This window comes from Thalassococcus sp. BH17M4-6 (assembly GCF_049323015.1).
Classification (GTDB): Bacteria; Pseudomonadota; Alphaproteobacteria; order Rhodobacterales; family Rhodobacteraceae; genus Puniceibacterium.
Genome location: NZ_JBMPGU010000012.1, coordinates 88,752 through 105,818, shown reverse-complemented (window position 1 = coordinate 105,818; position 17,067 = coordinate 88,752). Strand labels below are relative to the sequence as shown.

Genomic DNA, 17,067 nt, shown 5'->3' with positions numbered 1-17,067 from the left:
GGGTCAGTCCCCCGCCCGCGCCATCAGTGTCGATCCGGTCAGTTCCTGCGAGAACGGCACCGGGTGCGGATCCTTGCCCAGCCGGGCGCGGTAGACCGGCAGGCTTTCCGCGACGCGCATCACATAGTTCCGGGTTTCGCGGAAGGGGATGAACTCGATGAAATCCACCACGTCGATCTCGCCCCGACGCGGATCGCCATAGGTCTGCATCCAGCGCACGGGCCGCGACGGGCCGGCGTTGTAGCCCGCCGCCATCATCACCACGTTGCCGTCGAACTGCCGGGCCAGCGACGCAAGATAGGCCGCCCCAAGCCGGGCGTTGTAATCGGGATCACTCAGCAGGCCGTTGCGCGAATAGGGCTCTCCGATCCAGCCTGCGACCTCTTGCGCGGTGCCCGGCATCAGCTGCATGAGCCCGCGCGCGCCCGCCCCCGACACCACGCGCGGATCGAATTCCGACTCGCGGCGGGCGATGGCAAGGACCAGTTCGGTGGGCACCGGATGGCTTTCCTGCGCGAGCGAATGCAGCGGGTAGTAGGGCCCGTGCACCTCGAGCCCCGCACGCGCGGCGCGCTTGCCGACCATGACCTGAATGTGCGGGCGGTCCATTTCATCGAGCATCGCGCCAAGCTGCGCGATCTGCGTCCGGTCGAGCGATTCCGCCAGATGGGTGAAAAAGCGTTCGGCAAGGCTCACCTCCCCCGCCGCAAGCAGCAGCACTGCGGCCTGAAAGACCGACGAGTCGGTGAAGGCGGCGTCGCGCCAGGGCGGCACCTCCGCCTGACCGGCAAGCTGCGGATCGGCGGGAACGCCCGCGCGTTCCGCCGCCAGAAGGCCGTAGAAAGAGGTCTGGAAGCGCGCGCCTTCGGAATAGGCCTTCTGCGCCGCCTCGGTGTCGCCCATCGCCTCGTAGGCGCGGCCGATCCAGTATCCGGCGCGGCCCAGCGAGATCGGCGTTTCCACGTCGTCGCCATGGCCCTGAAAATGCCTGAGCGCATCCGCTGGCCGGTCCAGAAAGCGCAGCGCCAGAAAGCCCGACAACCATTCCAGATCGGCGTAATCGGACCCTTCGGTCAGCCCGTGCGTCGAGGCGATGCGATAGGCCAGCGCGGGATCGCCCGCGCGCATGGTCTCGCGCGCCAGCGACCGGCGGCGGTTGGACCAGGCCCAGGCTTCACCCAGGGTGCCCGCCTCGGATCGTTCGAGCAGCAGTTCGATGGCATCGGCATCGCGGCCCTTGCGCGCCCGCCAGGCAAAGCGTTCGTAGGCCAGACCAGGGTCCGATTGCAGCGCCTCGGGGACCGCGGCGATAAGGGCGTCGACGCCGCCCTGGCTGTTGTGCAGCGCGATGCGCGCCGCGGCCAGCTTGCGGTGATCCTCGTCCACCAGCGGCAGCGTCGCCCGGGCGTTGACAAGCCAGCCATTCCACAGCGCCATATCGAGCCGCGCCACGTGATGCGGTTTGAGCAGATCGCCATGGGCTGCCAGGAACGCCGCGCGCTCCTCGTTCGAAAGGGCCAGTGTGCGCCAGGCCTGCACGATCACCGCGTCGGCGGCACCGGAGTCCCCCGCCGCGATATGCGCCCGCGCCAGCGACAGCGCGCCGGTGCCGGTTTGTGGCGGCGCGTCGGCAAAGAAGGCCAGCACATCGGCGTGGGACGCGCCGGTCATCGCCTCTTCGCTTTTCTCGCGCAGATAGGGCATGCCGGGCCAGTCGGGATTGCGCGACAGGAAATCCTGCACCTGCCGCAGATTGCCCTGACCGGCGCGCAGATAATGCCACAGAATCACGTCAAGCGCCGCCTGACCGTCGCCGCGCGCGGTGATCTGCGCCGCGGCCCAGTTGCCCTGGCGCATTTCCGACATCGCACGCTCCAGCGGTCGCGGCCCGTCCTGAGCCATTGCCAGGCCCGCGCACCAAAGGAAGATCAGGACCAGAAGGCGTGACATATGCTTGCAATTTCCGCGACGAGGATGGATAGACACGGGGCTAAAGATACCGCGCGCGTGGGGGGCTTCAACTCACAATCCCGACACGTCCGGAATCACCCGAAGCCGAGAGTTGCAATATAAAGGAGCGTGTCATGTTCAAAGGGTCGATGCCAGCCCTGGTCACGCCGTTCAAGGACGGCGCGGTGGATTTCGATACGCTCAAACGCCTGGTTGAATGGCATATCGAGCAGGGCAGCCACGCGCTGGTGCCGGTCGGTACGACGGGTGAAAGCCCGACCCTGACCCATGCCGAACACGAAGCGGTGGTACAATGCGTGGTGCAGCAGGTGGCGGGCCGCATTCCCGTCATCGCCGGGGCCGGATCGAACAACACCGCCGAAGCTGTGCGCTTCATCCAGTTCGCCGAACGGGTGGGCGCCAACGGCGCGCTGGTGGTGACACCCTATTACAACAAGCCGACGCAGGCCGGTCTGATCGCGCATTTCACCATGCTGCACGATTGCTGCAACCTGCCGATCATCATCTACAACATTCCCGGCCGGTCCGCCGTGGACATGTCGCCCGCCACCATGGGCGAACTGGCCAAGCTGCCGCGCATCGTCGGCGTCAAGGACGCCACCGGCGATCTTGACCGCGTCTGTTCGCAGCGCCTGACCTGCGGGCCGGACTTCCTTCAGATCTCGGGCGAGGATGCGACAGCGCACGGCTTCAACGCGCAAGGCGGCATCGGCTGTATTTCAGTGACCGCGAACGTGGCCCCGAAACTGTGTTCCGAACTGCAGGAGGCGACGCTGGCGGGCGACTATGCAAAGGCGCTGTCGATCCAGGACCGGCTGATGCCGCTGCATCACGCCATCTTTGCCGAGCCGGGCGTCTGCGGCGCCAAATACGGCCTGGCGCGTCTGGGTTTGTGCAGCGACGACGTGCGCCCGCCGCTTATGCCCCTGACCGAGGAAACCCGTGCGCGGGTCGATGCCGGTCTGCGGCACGCTGGACTGTTGAATTAATCAGGAGGTCGCGCCGGGGTCCGCCCCGGCGCTGCCATACTCCAGCCAGGCCCGATCGTCGGGTGTCAGATGCGCGTCCATCGCCGCATCATAGGCGGCCAGTTCGGCATCGCTCAGCTGACCATGCCACTTTCCGCTCGTGCCGCTGTGAAAGAACGCGGCGTCGGATTTCATGAATCCCTTGCCGCCCGACGGCGCATAACGGATGGCGTTGGCGCGCATGTTGTCGAAACCCGCGGCCTGTACCAGCAGGTCCATGACCTCGGCGGGATGCGAGATGCCCAGAAGCGATGCCACCCGGGCAAAGGTGCCCGGCAGATCGCGGCGCATGTCGGCATAGTGAAAGAGCGTCACGTTGGGCCTGTCGGCGACGGCCAGGGCCGCCTCGTAATGCCTAAGGATATGCGCCAGCGGCATCGCGTCGGTGTCGAACCCCTCTGGCCCGCCATCAAGGAACCGGCGGAAGGTGATGCCGTCGCTGTCCTCTTCGGGATACCAGTGATCGAACCACGGCATCGGGATGTTCCCGACATGCTTGCGAAACGAGAAATGTGCGTCCAGCGGGTGACGGAAGACGCATAGATACTGCGCCTGCCCGTCCAGCGGCAGCCCGTCCAGCGGCGTGTGGCTTTTCATGCTGCGCCGGTGCGGCATCGCCTCGAGCCGAGCGGCCACCTCGTCCATTTCGCGGATGCGGATATCGACCCAGGGCATCTTGACCGACAGTTCCGTTTCGACCTCGGGATCGCCGGAGAAGAGCAGTGCGACGATGGTCTGCATCCAGGTGGTGCCGGATTTCGGCGGGGTCACGACGAATACATCATCTGGCCGGATGGTGACCTTGTCCCAGCGCCGGTTGTCGGTCAGGGCGCCGAGGTAAAGCTTGCGCTGCGTCATCATTGCCCTTCCCGCCTGCTGTCGTTGTCAGCAAATGCGGCGCTGCTTCGCATTGCAAGGACAAAGTCGCCCCGTCAGCCCGCCTTTCGCCGCGCCCGTGCGAGGGTGAAGAGCCCCGCCGCCACGATCAGCGCCGCGCCAAAGGCGACGTTGGGCCGGATGCTTTCACCGAAGACAACGATGCCAAGCGCCGAGGCAAAGGCCAGCTGCAAGTAGGCAAAGGGCTGGACCGCGCTCGCCTCTGCCGCCTCGTAGGTCTTGATCAGCAGGTAGTGCCCAAGCGCTCCGGTCACGCAGAGGATCGCCATCCAGCCCCAGTCGGGCAGGCTCATGTTCTGCCAGTGCCAGATGCCGATGGCCGTGGCCACCACGCTGCCCACCGTTCCGGTCCAGAAAAAACTGGTGGCCGCCGTGTCCTTGCGCGCGACATAGCGGGTGAGCAGGCCGTAAAGCGCGAACATCAGCGCCGCCAACAGCGGGATCGCGGCGAAGGGGGAAAAGACGCCACCCGTGGGCTGCAGGATGATCAGCACGCCGACGAACCCCACGCCAATCGCCGTCCAGCGGCGCCAGCCGACGTGTTCGCCCAGCACCGGCCCCGACAGCGCCGCGATGAGCAGCGGATAGCAAGCAAAGACCGCATGGCTTTCCACCAGTCCCAGATAGACAAAGCCCAGCACCATCACCATGATCTCGAGCGAGAGCAGCGCGCCGCGAAAGGCCTGCAACAGCGGCTGTTGGGTGCGCGCGGCCGCCCGGACGCTGCCCGCCTGCCGTCCGGCGATGGCGATCACGAAGGCGGCAAAGAACCAGTAGCGCACCATCACCACCATGAAGACGTTGTATTCCCCCGCCAGATGCCGCGACAGCCCGTCCTGCATGGCAAAGACAAAGGTCGTCGCGACCATGAGCCAGATGCCGGTCGTGGTGTCGTTGCGGGTCATCGGGGGGCCTTTCGGGCGATGGTCATGTGCCGCTTGCGGCCATATCCCGGTACGCGGTGCGTGACCAGCCCCGCAGCGTCCAGCGTCCGGCGGATGTGCCCGGCGGCCGAATAGGTCGCGGCGGTCCCCCCGGGGGTGGTGTGGCGAGCGACCTCGCGCAGCAGCCTGTCCTCCCAAAGCTCCGGGTTCTTGGCGGGGGAAAAGCCGTCAAGAAACCAGGCATCCGCCGCGCCGGACCAGTTCGGCAGGGTTTGACGGGCGTCCCCGGTGATCAGGGTGAACGCCAGATCGGGCAGCTCGATCGTGTCCTTCCCCCAATGCTCTGCCAGGTCCTGCGCCAGCGCGCGCAGCGACGGAAATGCCGCCTGTGCACGGATCATGTCGGCGGGTGGCAGGGGATAGGCCTCAAAACTGGTAAAGCGCAGGACGCCCTTTTGGCCGCTGTCGCGCCACAGTTGCAGGACCGCCAGCAGGTTCAGCCCGGTGCCAAAGCCCAGCTCGGCGATATGAAAGCCGTCGCGGAACCGCGCGGGCAGGTCGTTGCCCTGCAGAAACACGTGCCGCGTTTCCTCGAGCCCGTCATCGAGCGAATAGTAGGGATCGTCGAACCGGGTCGACACCGGGATGTCGCCGCTGCGCCAATCAAGCGGGTTCTGGTGGGCCATGTCGCGATCCCTTAAAGATGGCGAAGTCATGCAGGGGGCGGTGCGAAATGGCAAGGATCGACGTGACAGTGCGCGGCGCGGGCATTTTTGGCCTGTCGGTGGCCTGGGCCTGCGCGCAGCGCGGCGCAACGGTGCAGGTGATCGACCCCGGTGGCGCGGGTGCGGGATCGAGCGGCGGCATCGTGGGGGCCCTGGCCCCGCACGTGCCGGAAAACTGGAACGACAAGAAGCAGTTTCAACTGGAAAGCCTGCTGATGGCGCAGGCTTTCTGGGACGGCGTCGCAAAGGTCGGCGGAGTGTCCGGCGGCTACGCCAGGCTGGGGCGGCTCCAGCCGGTGGCCGATGCGCGCGGGCTTGAACTGGCGCAGGAGCGCGGCATCGGCGCGGCAGAGCTTTGGGGCGACGCCGCCCGGTGGGAGGTGATCCCGGCGGGCAGCGCAGGCCCCTTCGCTCCTGCCAGTCCCGAGGGCATGCTGATCCGCGACACGCTGAGCGCGCGCGTGCATCCCCGCCAGGCCTGCGCGGCGCTGGAGGCGGCCCTGGCCGTGAGCGGGATCAGCGTTCTGCCCGAGGCGGCAGATGCGGGCGCGGTGGTCTGGGCCACCGGCTGGCAAGGGTTGCAGGCCCTGTCGGACGATCTGGGCAAGGCCGTCGGTACTGGCATCAAGGGGCAGGCGGTGCTGCTGCGGCACGATGCGCGCGACGCGCCGCAGGTCTTCGTGGACGGGCTGCACATCATCCCGCATGCCGATGGCACGGTCGCCATCGGATCGACCAGCGAACGCGACTTCGATCTGCCGATCAGCACCGACGCGCAATGCGACGGCCTTCTGGACCGGGCCCGCGCCGCGCTGCCGATCCTGCATGGTGCGGCGGTGCTGGAACGCTGGGCCGGGGTGCGGCCCCGGGCACGCAGCCGCGCGCCGATGCTGGGGGCCTGGCCCGACCGACCCGGGCATTTCATCGCCAACGGCGGGTTCAAGATCGGGTTCGGCATGGCGCCCAAGGTGGCCGAGGTCATGGCCGATCTGGTTTTGGAGGGGCGCGATGGCATCCCCCCGGGATTTGGCGTCGCGGCGTCGTTATAGCCGCTGGAGCGCGTCGGCGATCACCGCGATGCCGTCGGGAATACGCTCGGACGGGATCGAGCTGTAGGCCAGCCGGTAGAAGTTCGGCGGCGTGTCCGCGCCGCTGAAGAACGGCGCGCCGGGTTCGATCAGCACGCTGCGGTCCTGCAGGGTCCGGGCCAGCGCCTCGGTATCCGTGCCTGCGGGGGTGCGCATCCAGAAGGACGACCCACCATGTGCCCCCTGCCCCGCGATTTCCAGCCCGTGGCGGGCAATCGCCTGCTCGGCCACCGCGCGGCGTTCGGAAAACACCCGCGCGGTGCGGCGGATAAGCGCGTCGTAATGCCCAAGGCTCAGGAAATAGGCGGCAGTGCGCTGGATGTGGCCCGGCGGATGACGCAGGACCGAAGCGCGCAACGCCCGTGCTTCGCGGATGAACGGCGTGCTGCCCACCAGATATCCTAGGCGCAGCCCGGGAAAGAGCGATTTGGAAAAGCTGCCCACGTAGATCACCCGCCCGTCCCGGTCGAGCGATTTGAGCGCTGGCATCGGCGGGGTCGGGGCGGCGGTTTCGAACTCGTAATCATCCTCGACGATCAGCGCATCCAGCGTACGGGCGCGCGCCAGCAGCGCCTCGCGCCGGGGCAGCGGCATGGTGGACGAGGTCGGGCATTGGTGACTGGGCGTGGTAAAGATCACGTCGGTCCCGTCGGGGATGCGGTCGGGCGGCAGCCCGTCGGCATCCACCGCCACCGGCGCCAGGCGGCAGCGCGACTGCATCAGGATATCGCGCAGCGCGTGATAACAGGGGTTTTCGATCGCTGCCTTGCGGCGCTGATTCAGCAGGACCTGCGCCGCCAGCCACAATGCGTTCTGCGCCCCCAGCGTGATCAGGATCTGCGAGGTATTGGCGACGATACCCCGCCGCGGCAGGGTGTGGCGGGCGATGAATTCGACCAGTTTCGGATCGTCCTGATCGTAATAATCCCGCGTCAGGCTGGTGAAGTCCTTGGCCCCCAGCGCCTTGACCGCGCAAAGCCGCCAGTTGGCGTGATCGAAAAGCATCGGATCGGTCTGCCCGTAGATGAACGGATAGCGGTAGCGCGCCCAGTCCTGCGGCTTGACCGGGGTGGCCCCGCCGGTGAACCGCTGTCCGATGGCGCGGGTCCAGTCCACGCTGTCCTGCGACACCTGTTGCGCCGGAAAGCTGGGCGGTTCCGGGGCGTTGTCGGACACAAAATAGCCCGACCGGCCGCGCGACACGAGGTAGTCGTTGGCCAGAAGCTCGGTATAGGCCAGCGTCACGGTGATCCGGCTGACCGCCAGATGGGTGGCCAGCTTCCGGGTCGAAGGCAGCTTTTCACCACGGCGGAACCGACCCGACAGGATGCCTTCGGCCACCATCTGCTGGATGCGGGCCTGCAGCGTGCCCTCGCCCGAGGGGTGCAGAAGAAAGGTCTCAACCGGGATCGCCATACCGACGGCATGCTAGACTGGACTTAACCCCCGCGCAATCTGGACCGATCAGCCGTCTGACGGATCAGCCCATCCCGGATCGGTCGCGCCGACTTTGGGCGCGGCGGTTGTCGTCACGCATGCTCCAGAACGCGATGGATCCCCAGCTCAGGCAGTAGATCACGCCCACCATCAGCACCAGACCGCCCGGAATAGGCCCGATGGCAGCCCGTTCGGCCAGTTGCGACCAGTCAGTCAGGGGGGCGGGATGCACCATCAGCTTGCCGACATAGGCGGCGGTCTGGATCAGCAGCACCCAGAAATAGTTGCGCCGGATGCGTCGCCCCAGCGCCACCCACATCGACACGTGATAGCGCGGGGTCCAGTAATCCTCGGCCAGTTTGCGCTGCCAGCCATCCTCCATATGCAGATCGCCGTCATGCAGCATCGGCGCAAAGAAATGCGTCTCAAGCCAGCGGCAGCGCGCGCGCCAGACATTGAAATAGCGATAGCGCCGCGCTTCGAGCATCAGGAAAAAGATGATCAGAATGCCAACAAGCACAAGTGGCAGGGGCGATGCCGCCGGGGTTGAAAACGCGATGGACAGCGCGATCCCCAGCGTCACGACCGCCCAGTTCGTCGTCGTGTCGAGCCGCGTGCGCCAGATCGTCGATCGGTAGACCTCGCCCCGGTAAAGATGCGCGATGGCCCCGATTTCGGCGGCATCCAGTTCCTTGCGTTCGCCCGGATCCCCCTTGGACATCTCAGCCACTCCCCCGCCCCAATGGACACCGAAAGCGCCTGAAAATCAACCGTTCTGCCAACCCGGCAGGCAGCGCCGCCGGGGTCCGGTATCAGCCCGCGATCACGACGAGACCTGTTCGCGCAGGATGGACGCGGTCAGCGACACCATCAGGTAGATGCCCGAGAAGATCAGGAATGCCAGCATCGTGTTTTCGAACTTGCGCGGATAGCTGGCGTCCTGCGACGCCACCGGCACGACCGAGGTGGTCAGATACCGCGCCTGGCTGTCGGCATCGCGGCGCGCCTGATCCAGCCGTTCGAGCGCGGTCTGCATCATCAGGTCGCGCGTCGCGAGGTCGGCCTGGGCCAGCTGGATCTGCACGGCCAGTTCGGCCAGCGAATTCTCGCCCGTAGCGGCGGTGGTCATTTCGGCATTGAGCTCGGCCAGCAGCGCCTCGAGCCTGCGAATATCGCCTTCGGCCCCTTCGACGCGCGACCGGTTCGGGCGTGAGTTGTCCAGAAGCGCCTGTAGTTGCAGGTTCTTTTCCTGAAGCTGCACTTCGACGTTGTTGATCTGCCCGCGCAACGCGGCGATCCGGCCTTCGGGGTCGACGATGGCGCCTTCCTGCTGCAGCCGTACCAGCTTTTCCTGGGCATCCTGCCGCGCCTGCTGCGCCTCGACCAGGCCCGCCTCGGCATCGACCACGGCGTTCGACCGTTTGCGCAGGCTCAGATTGTCCACCCGCTCCTCGGCGTAACTGATCAGGGCGCGACTGAACTGTGCGGCAACCTCCGGATCGGCGGCGGCCACCTCCATCTTGATCACGCCCTCGGTCGGGTCATAGCCGATCTCGATGTTGCGCTTGTAAAGCTTGTATGCCTCTTCGTTCGACGGATCTTCGCCAAGCCGCTGGATCGGGTCGATGCTGGCCTGGGTGAAGTGATCCTTGAACCCTTCGTCGGCATCCAGGCGCAGCATCGCATCCTTCGAGGTCAGATAGCTTTGCACCGCGATGGCATCCTGATTGGTGGCGAACTGCGTGCCCGAGAATAGCCCACCGACGCCGCTGCCAGAACTTTCGGCCTTGAGGATCAGGAATTCCGACTTCGTGGCGTACATCGGCGTCGCCACGGCATAGAAGTAATAGCCCGCAAGGATCGTCGGCAGGAACACGAAGAAGGCAAGCCGCGTCAGCAGCAGCAAGGATTTCTTGCGCCGCCGCCGGGCCAGGTCCTTCTGGATCTTGGAGATTTCGGCGGCGCGGCGATCCGCGGGGCTGATGGTTTCCGTCGATGGCAGGGACTGTTTGCGGGTCTCGATGGTCTGCGGCAGCTGCACGCGGCCGCCATCGGTGCGTGCGGGTGTCTGCGGTCGTTCCGTGGCTGGCAAGGCCGCGGGGGCGGCGCTGGCGCCATCGGGCACCACCAGTTCCAGCATGTTGGCGCGCTGGAACGGATCGATGCCCTTGGCGCGCAGCAGGCGCACGGCATCGAAATCGGATGTCGGTGCCAACCCGTGCTTTTGCGCCACCCGGCGGGCCATGCGCAGCTGACGCCCGGTCAACCCTTCCTGACGGATCGCCTGCATGTCGGTTTCGCCGGCGACCTGTGCGGCCGACGCGACCTCGCCCGAGCGGGCGGGTTTCGGCGCCGTGGAGGCGGAGGCGGACCGGGGCGGCGCGGAGGACGGGGCGGCGCTGCGCGCGTCGGCATCGCCAGACGTCGCGGTGTCGGACGTGCTGCGGCGGATGCGGAACTTCTTAGCCTTGGGTTTCGTAGTCATAGAGCTGTTTCGCTTCTTCCAAGGTTTCAAACATGTGCAGCTTGCCATCCATCAGGACAGCCGCCTTGCGGGCGAATTTTTCCAGCAGTTCAGGCTGGTGAGAGACGATGATGATCGTCGTGGTGCGCAGCCGTTCGGCCAGGATATCGCCCGCCTTGCGGTTGAAATTGACATCGGTCGAACTGGGCATGCCTTCGTCGATCAGATACATGTCAAAGTCCAGCGCCAGCATCAGCGAAAAGGTGAAGCGCGCCTTCATGCCCTGCGAATAGGTGCCCAGCGGCTGGTCGAAATATTCCCCCAGATCGCAAAGCCAGCGGCAGAAGCTTTCGACATAGTCGGGGTCCAGCCCGTAAAGCCGCGCGATGAAGCGGGCGTTTTCCATGGCCGAGTGTTTTGACACCACGCCACCCATGAAGCCCAGCGGAAAGGACACCCGGCAGGTGCGCCGGATCTCGCCCTCGTCGGGTTTCTCGAGGCCCGCCATCATCTTGATCAGGGTTGTCTTGCCGGTGCCGTTGGGTGCCAGAATGCCCAGAGATTCCCCAAGCGGTACACGCAGCGACACCCTGTCCAGAATCACCTTGCGGTGCGATCCGGTCCAGAAAGATTTGCTGACGTTTTCGAATTCCAGCATACCATTGCCTCGGCACTCGTGACCGGTCGGGGTTGACTGGCACAGCGAGTGGTCTAGGGGCCAAATTTGTTGATATTATGGCCCATTATGGAAACAAATAACAATCCAAAGCGGGAAAGGTGCGGGTTTACGCACAAGCCGCAACACGCCGTGCTGGACAGGCTGCGGAGAGGGGCTATGTCCAACTTGGAAGTTCGCTGAGACCTACCCGAAAGGACCCACGACATGACCCAGACCCGCCGCACGTTTCTGAAAACCGTCGGTGCCGCCACAGGCGCCATCACGCTTCTGCCCTATGCCGCGCGCGCCGCGGCCCATGCCAGCGACACGTTCGAGACGAACGGCGGCACGATCACCGTGCATCCGGTCAGCCACGCGTCCTTCGTGATGGAAACGCCGGTGGGCACGATCTACGTCGACCCGGTCGGCGAGGCCGCGCAATACGAAGGCATGCCCGCGCCCGACATGATCTTGGTCACGCATGAACACGGCGATCACTACAATGCCGAAACGCTGGCGGCGATCGTCGGCGACGACACGCAGATCCTGACCAACCCCGCAGTGTTCGAGATGCTGCCCGAAGAGCTCAAGACCAAGGCCGCGATGATCGGCAATGGCGAAAGCACCGAACTGGGCGGCCTGCCGATCGACGCGATCCCGGCCTACAACATCACCGAAGAGCGCAAGAACTTTCACCCCGAGGGGCGCGACAACGGCTATGTGCTGAGCTTTGACGGCTTCCGCGTCTACATCTCGGGCGATACCGAAGACATCCCCGAGATGCGCAGCCTCGAAAACATCGATCTGGCGTTCGTCTGCATGAACCTGCCGTTCACGATGGATGCGTCGGCGGCGGCCTCGGCGGTGGCGGAATTCGCGCCGACCTATGTCTATCCCTATCATTATCGCGGGCGTGATGGCGGCACGCAGGACCCGGCGGAATTCGCCAGCATGGTCGGCGACGGTGTCGAGGTCAAAATGGGCGACTGGTACGGCGCGGCCTGACAGGCCGACGCGCCTGCGTCACCCATCCCGAAGCCTAGTCTTCCTTTTCACGCGCCGCCCAAAGATCCGGGCGGCGCGTTTTTGTAAGCTCCTCGGACTGTTCACGCCGCCAACGGGCGATTGCGCCGTGATTGCCCGACAGCAGCACCGGCGGGATCGCGTGGCCCTGCCATTCCGCGGGTTTGGTATATTGCGGATGTTCCAAAAGGCCCGCGGAAAACGACTCCTCCACCGTCGACTCGGCATTGCCCAGCACCCCTGGCAGCAAACGCACCGTAGCATCCAGCACGATCTGCGCGGCCAGTTCGCCGCCGGTCAGGACATAGTCGCCCACCGACACCTCGGTGATGTCGAAATGATCGATCACCCGCTGGTCGAGCCCCTCGAACCGGCCGCAGATCAGCGTGGCCCCGGATGTCGTTGCCAGATCCTGCGCCATCTTCTGGGTGAAGGGCGTGCCGCGCGGCGACATGTACAGGATCGGCGCCTCCTCGGGCATCTTGCGGCGCGCCCGGTCAAGCGCATGGCCCATGACGTCGGCGCGCAGCACCATGCCGGCACCACCGCCCGCGGGCGTGTCATCGACATTGCGGTGCCGCCCTTCGCCGAAATCGCGCAGCGCCACAGGATCAAGCTGCCAGAGCCCGTCCTGCAGCGCCTTGCCGGTCAAGGAAAGACCCAGCAGCCCCGGGAAGGCTTCGGGAAAGAGCGTGATCACCTGCGCCTTCCACGCGCGGACAAGATCGGGCGTCGGCGTCATCAGGGCGCGCGGCTGTAGGGTCGCGGCGATGCTCTTGCGTCCGTGGGAACGGTTGGGGCGGTCGGTCATGTCAGGGCCTGCGGGCAATTTGCCCCTGACTATCCGGTTTCACCCGGCAGCGGAATCGAAATGCGAAAGGGTCAGGCGACCTCGACCTGGCGCGCTTCGAAGAAATGCGCACGGTTCGGGGCGGTCACGATCGCGCCCGACCGCAGACACCAATGGTCGCGCGGCAGCGGGGCGCGACCGCGGTATTCGGTGAAAAGCGCCTGCGGTTCGGGCCAGCGCGGCTCACCGCTGAGCTCGGCCAGGCGGTCCAGCGCATGTGACAGGATCGGCGCGCTTTGGCTGACCGCATCCTCGGGCGTCAGGCCCAGTTCGCAGCGGGTATAGACCCCGGCGTTCCAGGCCTCGATCACCGACAGTACGCCCTTGAGCCACAGCGTATCGGCCTGCCGCGCCGCCGCTTCCAGATGGCCGTCGGCGGCCAGCAGCGACAGGTAGGCGGCGATGGTGGCGCGGTCGCATTGCGGCTGACGCGCGCACCAAAGCGCGGCCTCGCGCTGCGCGGGATCGCGCGGATCGTGTTCCAGCACGACGCGGTGCCACAGGTCGATGTCGGGCTTTTCCAGCCCCTGCAACGAGGTCAAGAGCGCCGAGGGGCGCAGCACCGGCGGCTGGTTGGTCCAGGCCAGAAGCGTCGCCTGATAGGCGTCGCGCTGGCGCTGGAAGGTATCGTAGCGGGCGCTCAGCGCGCTGATCCGGTCGCGCAGGTCCAGCACTTTTGCCGGATGTGCAAAGAGCTGGGCCAGGGCACCGGCCCGGTCGGGCGGCGCCTGCACCAGCTGGGCCAGGACATAAAGTTCGATCAGCCGGGTGTCGCCAAGCGCGTGCACCGTCGGGACCTGCCAGATCTGTAGCGTCCGGTCCAGCGCACGGGCCAGCGCCTCTTCCCCCGAACACGGATGATCGGGTTGGGGCACCGTGTCGTCGGGGCCGATCAAGGCCAGCAACTTGGCAAGGTCGCTGCGCATCACGTCAGTGGGCGGCAGATCGTTCAGCTCCTTCAGGCTGCGCCGACGCAGCAGCGTGGGCGGGTCTGGCGGGGCGACGGCAGGAGCTTGGGGCCGGGATGCGGCATGGATGACGCCAAGCGCCAGAACCGACCAAAGCGCCAGCGTTCCGGTCGTGCCGAACGCCGAAAAGATGTCGTGCCGCGCCGGGTCGGGCAGCAGGAACGCGACCCAGGCCGGAAGCAGGGCAAGGCCAGCCAGGACGTATCTTTGAACGAAAATCTGCACTTTGAAAACCCCAGACGTTTTACAAAGTGTGTCGGCAAAATGCGGCGAATTCCTGTCAGCTGTCGGGTCATTTGTCGTCGGGGCACCCGGCGGACAAGCAGAACGCGCGGATCGCTCCGCGCGTCAGGCCGTCATCGGTCGGGCATTATTGCCCGGGCGAGGGTTCAAGCCCCTCGGGCTGGCCCACCACAACGAACCTCAGCGCCTCGGGTTTCAGCAGCCGTTTCGCGACCCGCCTCACGTCGTCCAGCGTCACCGCCTCGACCTTGGCGTTCCGGGTCACGGGGTAGTCGATGGGAAATCCGTCCATCTGCATCCCCACGAGGATACCCGCAATCGGGCCATTACCGTCGAAGCGCAGCGGGTAGGCACCGGTCAGGTAGGTCTTGGCGCGGTCAAGCTCGTCCTGCGTGACCCCCTCTTCGGCCATGCGCGCCCATTCCGACTGGATCACCTCAACCGCTTCGGCGATGCGGTTGTTGGCAGAGGCGACCCGCCCCACGATCAGCTCGGCATGATCCTTGGTGGCGAGGTAGGAATAGACGCCGTAGGTCAGACCGCGCTTTTCACGAACCTCTTCCATCAGCCGCGCCTCGAACCCGCCGCCGCCCAGAACCACGTTCATCACGTAGGCGGCAAAGAAATCGGGATCGTCCATCGCAATGCCTTCGTGCCCGAAAAGCGCCACGGATTGCGGTGTGTCGAAGGGCACGACCGTGACCCCGGCGGTCGTCTCGACCGTCACATCCTCGGGCAGCGGCGCGCCGGTTTCGGGCAGATCGCCCAGCAGCCGATCCATTAGCTGCGCCAGTTCGTCGGCCGAGATGTCGCCCGCAGCCGAGATATAGACCCGGTCGCGCGCCATGGTGTTGGCATGCGCCTGCAGCAGGTCGTCGCGCGTCAGCGCCGCGACGGTTTCGGGCGTGCCCCGGAAGGCCGACCCATAGGGGTGATCGCCGAACAGCAACTCGTCAAAGGCCTTGGACGCGATGGTATCGGGATCGTTCGCATCGGACCGCAGGCCGGAAATCACCTGCGCGCGCACACGTTCCACCGCATCCTCATCAAAGCGCGGGTTGATCAGCGAATCGCGCAGCAGCGCCACCGCCTCGTCCCGGTTTTCGGTCAGGAACCGCGCCGACACGCTGACCGCATCGTCATAAGCGTCATAGCTGAAAGACGCGGCAAGACTTTCTGTCGCCGCGGCAAAGCTGCGGGCATCAAGATCGCCCGCGCCTTCCTCGAGCAGGCCGGTCATCAGGTTGACGGCCCCGCGTTTGCCCGGCTCGTCCAGCGATGCGCCGCCGCGAAAGCGGATTTCCAGCGCCACGAAGGGGATCGACGGCTCCTCGACCAGCCAGGCGGTCAGGCCGCCCGGGCTCTTGACCTCTTGAATGTCGATTTCGGCACGGGCGGGCAGCGCCACGAACAGCGTCAGAACTGCGCCCAGAAAGGCCCTTGCGATATAGCTCATTGGCTTACCTCCGCCTCCATCAACCAGCCGGTCACGGCGTTTTCGCGTTTCAGCACCATTTCGGCGGCTGCCAGAATGTCTTCCTCGGTCACCTGCTGCAGCACTTCGGGCCAGGCCTGCACATCCTCGACCGTGAGGCCCGAGGTCAGCGCGTTGCCATAGCGGCGCGCCAGCCCTTCGGCGTTGTCACGGGCATAGATCTGCTGCGATTTCATCTGGAACTTGATCCGGTCCAGCTGTTCCTGATCGACCCCTTCACGCAGGAATTCGGCCACGGCCTGATCCAGCGCCGCCTCCCCTTCTTCGAGCGTGACGCCGTCGGCGGGCACGATCACGAGGCCAAAGGTGGTGTCGTCCAGCGCCGTGGCGTCGTAGAACGCGCTTGTATAGACGGCCTGCTGGGTTTCGAACTGGAGCTTGCGCGTCAGCACCGATGTCTGTCCGCCGCCCAGAAGCTCGGACAGCATCACCAGCGCCGCCGCGGTTTCCTGCGCCCCGGGGTCGCGTTCAGGCGCCAGATAGGTGCGGATCACGTAAGGCTGGGCGACGCGCGGGTCCCGGAAGGTCAGCCGTCGTTCCGAGGTTTGCGGCGGCTCCTGCGGGCGCATCCGCTCCCCCAGCTCGGGGTTGGCGGGGATCGGGCCGTAGTAGGTTTCGGCAAGGTCGCGCACTTCGTCCGGCGTGACGTCGCCCGCCACGATCAGGACAGCATTGTTGGGCGCATAGAAATTGCGGTAGAAGGCCAGCGCCTTGTCCAGGTCCAGATCCTCCATCTCGTGACGCCAGCCGATGATCGGCACGCCGTAACGGTGGTTGAGGAACTGCGCCGCGTTGCGCTGTTCACGGAAAAGCGCGCCGGGGTCGTTTTCGACGCGAGTGTTGCGCTCTTCTATGATCACCTCGCGTTCGGTCAGGATGTCGGCCTCGTCCAGTTGCAGGTTGACCATGCGATCGGATTCCATCCGCATCATCAACTCCAGCCGGTCGGCGGCGATGCGCTGGTAATAGCCGGTGTAGTCGAAGCTCGTGAAGGCGTTGTCGCTGCCGCCATTGGCCGCGACGACCTTGCTGAATTCCCCGGGTTCGAGCGTTTCGGTGCCCTTGAAAAGCAGATGTTCCAGAAAATGCGCCACGCCAGACGATCCGGCGGGTTCATCGGCCGAGCCTGCGCGATACCAAAGCTGCTGCACGACGATGGGGGCACGATGATCCTCGATCACCACAACCTCAAGCCCGTTGTCGAGCGTGAAGGTGGTGACGTTGTCCTGCCCCTGCGCGGCGGCGGCAAGCGGCGCGATGGCAAGGGCCACACCGGCAAGGATTCTGGTGAAGATGCGCATGAACCGCTCCTGTTGATGGATGCAGGTCAACCTAC

At 65.8% G+C, this 17,067-nt stretch carries 15 protein-coding genes; 3 read left to right on the top strand and 12 right to left on the bottom strand.

The features are described from left to right. Positions 1-3 precede the first annotated feature (3 nt). Complete coding sequence (locus ACOXXX_RS16630) at positions 4-1,950, bottom strand: lytic transglycosylase domain-containing protein (RefSeq protein ID WP_422827734.1); 1,947 nt, start codon at positions 1,948-1,950, stop codon at positions 4-6. 134 nt (positions 1,951-2,084) lie between these two features. On the opposite strand from ACOXXX_RS16630, the gene dapA reads away from it, so the two are divergent. Continuing rightward, positions 2,085-2,960 (top strand): 4-hydroxy-tetrahydrodipicolinate synthase, encoded by an 876-nt coding sequence (gene dapA / locus ACOXXX_RS16625; protein WP_422827733.1) that lies wholly within the window; start codon positions 2,085-2,087, stop codon positions 2,958-2,960. On the opposite strand, the gene ACOXXX_RS16620 is transcribed toward dapA, so the two are convergent. The 3 genes from ACOXXX_RS16620 to mnmD form a co-directional block, all read right to left on the bottom strand. Continuing rightward, positions 2,961-3,860, bottom strand: coding sequence for a sulfotransferase domain-containing protein (locus ACOXXX_RS16620; protein WP_422827732.1), 900 nt, complete (start codon positions 3,858-3,860; stop codon positions 2,961-2,963). A 71-nt stretch (positions 3,861-3,931) separates the two neighbouring features. Further along, positions 3,932-4,801 carry a DMT family transporter gene (locus ACOXXX_RS16615; protein WP_422827731.1) on the bottom strand — a complete coding sequence of 290 codons (870 nt, stop codon included), beginning with the start codon at positions 4,799-4,801 and terminating at the stop codon, positions 3,932-3,934. Next, positions 4,798-5,466, bottom strand: coding sequence for a tRNA (5-methylaminomethyl-2-thiouridine)(34)-methyltransferase MnmD (gene mnmD / locus ACOXXX_RS16610; protein ID WP_422827730.1), 669 nt, complete (start codon positions 5,464-5,466; stop codon positions 4,798-4,800). Before mnmD ends, ACOXXX_RS16615 begins: the two co-directional genes overlap by 4 nt. Positions 5,467-5,513: 47 nt before the next feature. Between mnmD and ACOXXX_RS16605 the strand changes: the two genes are divergently transcribed. Beyond that, entirely contained in the window at positions 5,514-6,554 is a 1,041-nt protein-coding gene (locus ACOXXX_RS16605) for an NAD(P)/FAD-dependent oxidoreductase (RefSeq protein ID WP_422827729.1), read from the top strand. Here ACOXXX_RS16605 and ACOXXX_RS16600 read toward each other — a convergent pair. The 4 genes from ACOXXX_RS16600 to ACOXXX_RS16585 all read right to left on the bottom strand — a co-directional run bounded on the left by ACOXXX_RS16600 (position 6,549) and on the right by ACOXXX_RS16585 (position 11,152). Next, positions 6,549-8,009, bottom strand: a complete 1,461-nt coding sequence (locus tag ACOXXX_RS16600) for a PLP-dependent aminotransferase family protein (protein WP_422827728.1) — start codon at positions 8,007-8,009, stop codon at positions 6,549-6,551. The genes ACOXXX_RS16605 and ACOXXX_RS16600 overlap by 6 nt on opposite strands. A gap of 64 nt (positions 8,010-8,073) precedes the next feature. Continuing rightward, positions 8,074-8,751, bottom strand: coding sequence for a DUF2270 domain-containing protein (locus tag ACOXXX_RS16595; RefSeq protein ID WP_422827727.1), 678 nt, complete (start codon positions 8,749-8,751; stop codon positions 8,074-8,076). A gap of 102 nt (positions 8,752-8,853) precedes the next feature. Continuing rightward, on the bottom strand, positions 8,854-10,515 hold the full coding sequence (locus tag ACOXXX_RS16590) for a capsule biosynthesis protein (protein WP_422827726.1): 1,662 nt from the start codon (positions 10,513-10,515) through the stop codon (positions 8,854-8,856). Next, a complete protein-coding gene (locus ACOXXX_RS16585) occupies positions 10,493-11,152 on the bottom strand; it encodes an ABC transporter ATP-binding protein (protein ID WP_422827725.1) in 660 nt (219 codons plus the stop codon). Before ACOXXX_RS16585 ends, ACOXXX_RS16590 begins: the two co-directional genes overlap by 23 nt. A gap of 225 nt (positions 11,153-11,377) precedes the next feature. On the opposite strand from ACOXXX_RS16585, the gene ACOXXX_RS16580 reads away from it, so the two are divergent. After that, a complete protein-coding gene (locus tag ACOXXX_RS16580) occupies positions 11,378-12,157 on the top strand; it encodes an MBL fold metallo-hydrolase (RefSeq protein ID WP_422827724.1) in 780 nt (259 codons plus the stop codon). A gap of 34 nt (positions 12,158-12,191) precedes the next feature. Here the strand turns inward: ACOXXX_RS16580 and trmD are convergent, their stop codons facing one another. The 4 genes from trmD to ACOXXX_RS16560 all read right to left on the bottom strand — a co-directional run bounded on the left by trmD (position 12,192) and on the right by ACOXXX_RS16560 (position 17,032). Further along, a complete protein-coding gene (gene trmD / locus ACOXXX_RS16575) occupies positions 12,192-12,986 on the bottom strand; it encodes a tRNA (guanosine(37)-N1)-methyltransferase TrmD (protein ID WP_422827723.1) in 795 nt (264 codons plus the stop codon). A 71-nt stretch (positions 12,987-13,057) separates the two neighbouring features. After that, on the bottom strand, positions 13,058-14,218 hold the full coding sequence (locus ACOXXX_RS16570) for a hypothetical protein (RefSeq protein ID WP_422827722.1): 1,161 nt from the start codon (positions 14,216-14,218) through the stop codon (positions 13,058-13,060). A gap of 145 nt (positions 14,219-14,363) precedes the next feature. After that, the gene (locus ACOXXX_RS16565) at positions 14,364-15,692 is read right to left on the bottom strand and encodes a M16 family metallopeptidase (protein ID WP_422827721.1); all 1,329 of its coding nucleotides are present in this window, start codon (positions 15,690-15,692) and stop codon (positions 14,364-14,366) included. Beyond that, complete coding sequence (locus tag ACOXXX_RS16560; RefSeq protein WP_422827720.1) at positions 15,689-17,032, bottom strand: M16 family metallopeptidase; 1,344 nt, start codon at positions 17,030-17,032, stop codon at positions 15,689-15,691. Before ACOXXX_RS16560 ends, ACOXXX_RS16565 begins: the two co-directional genes overlap by 4 nt. Positions 17,033-17,067 lie beyond the last annotated feature (35 nt).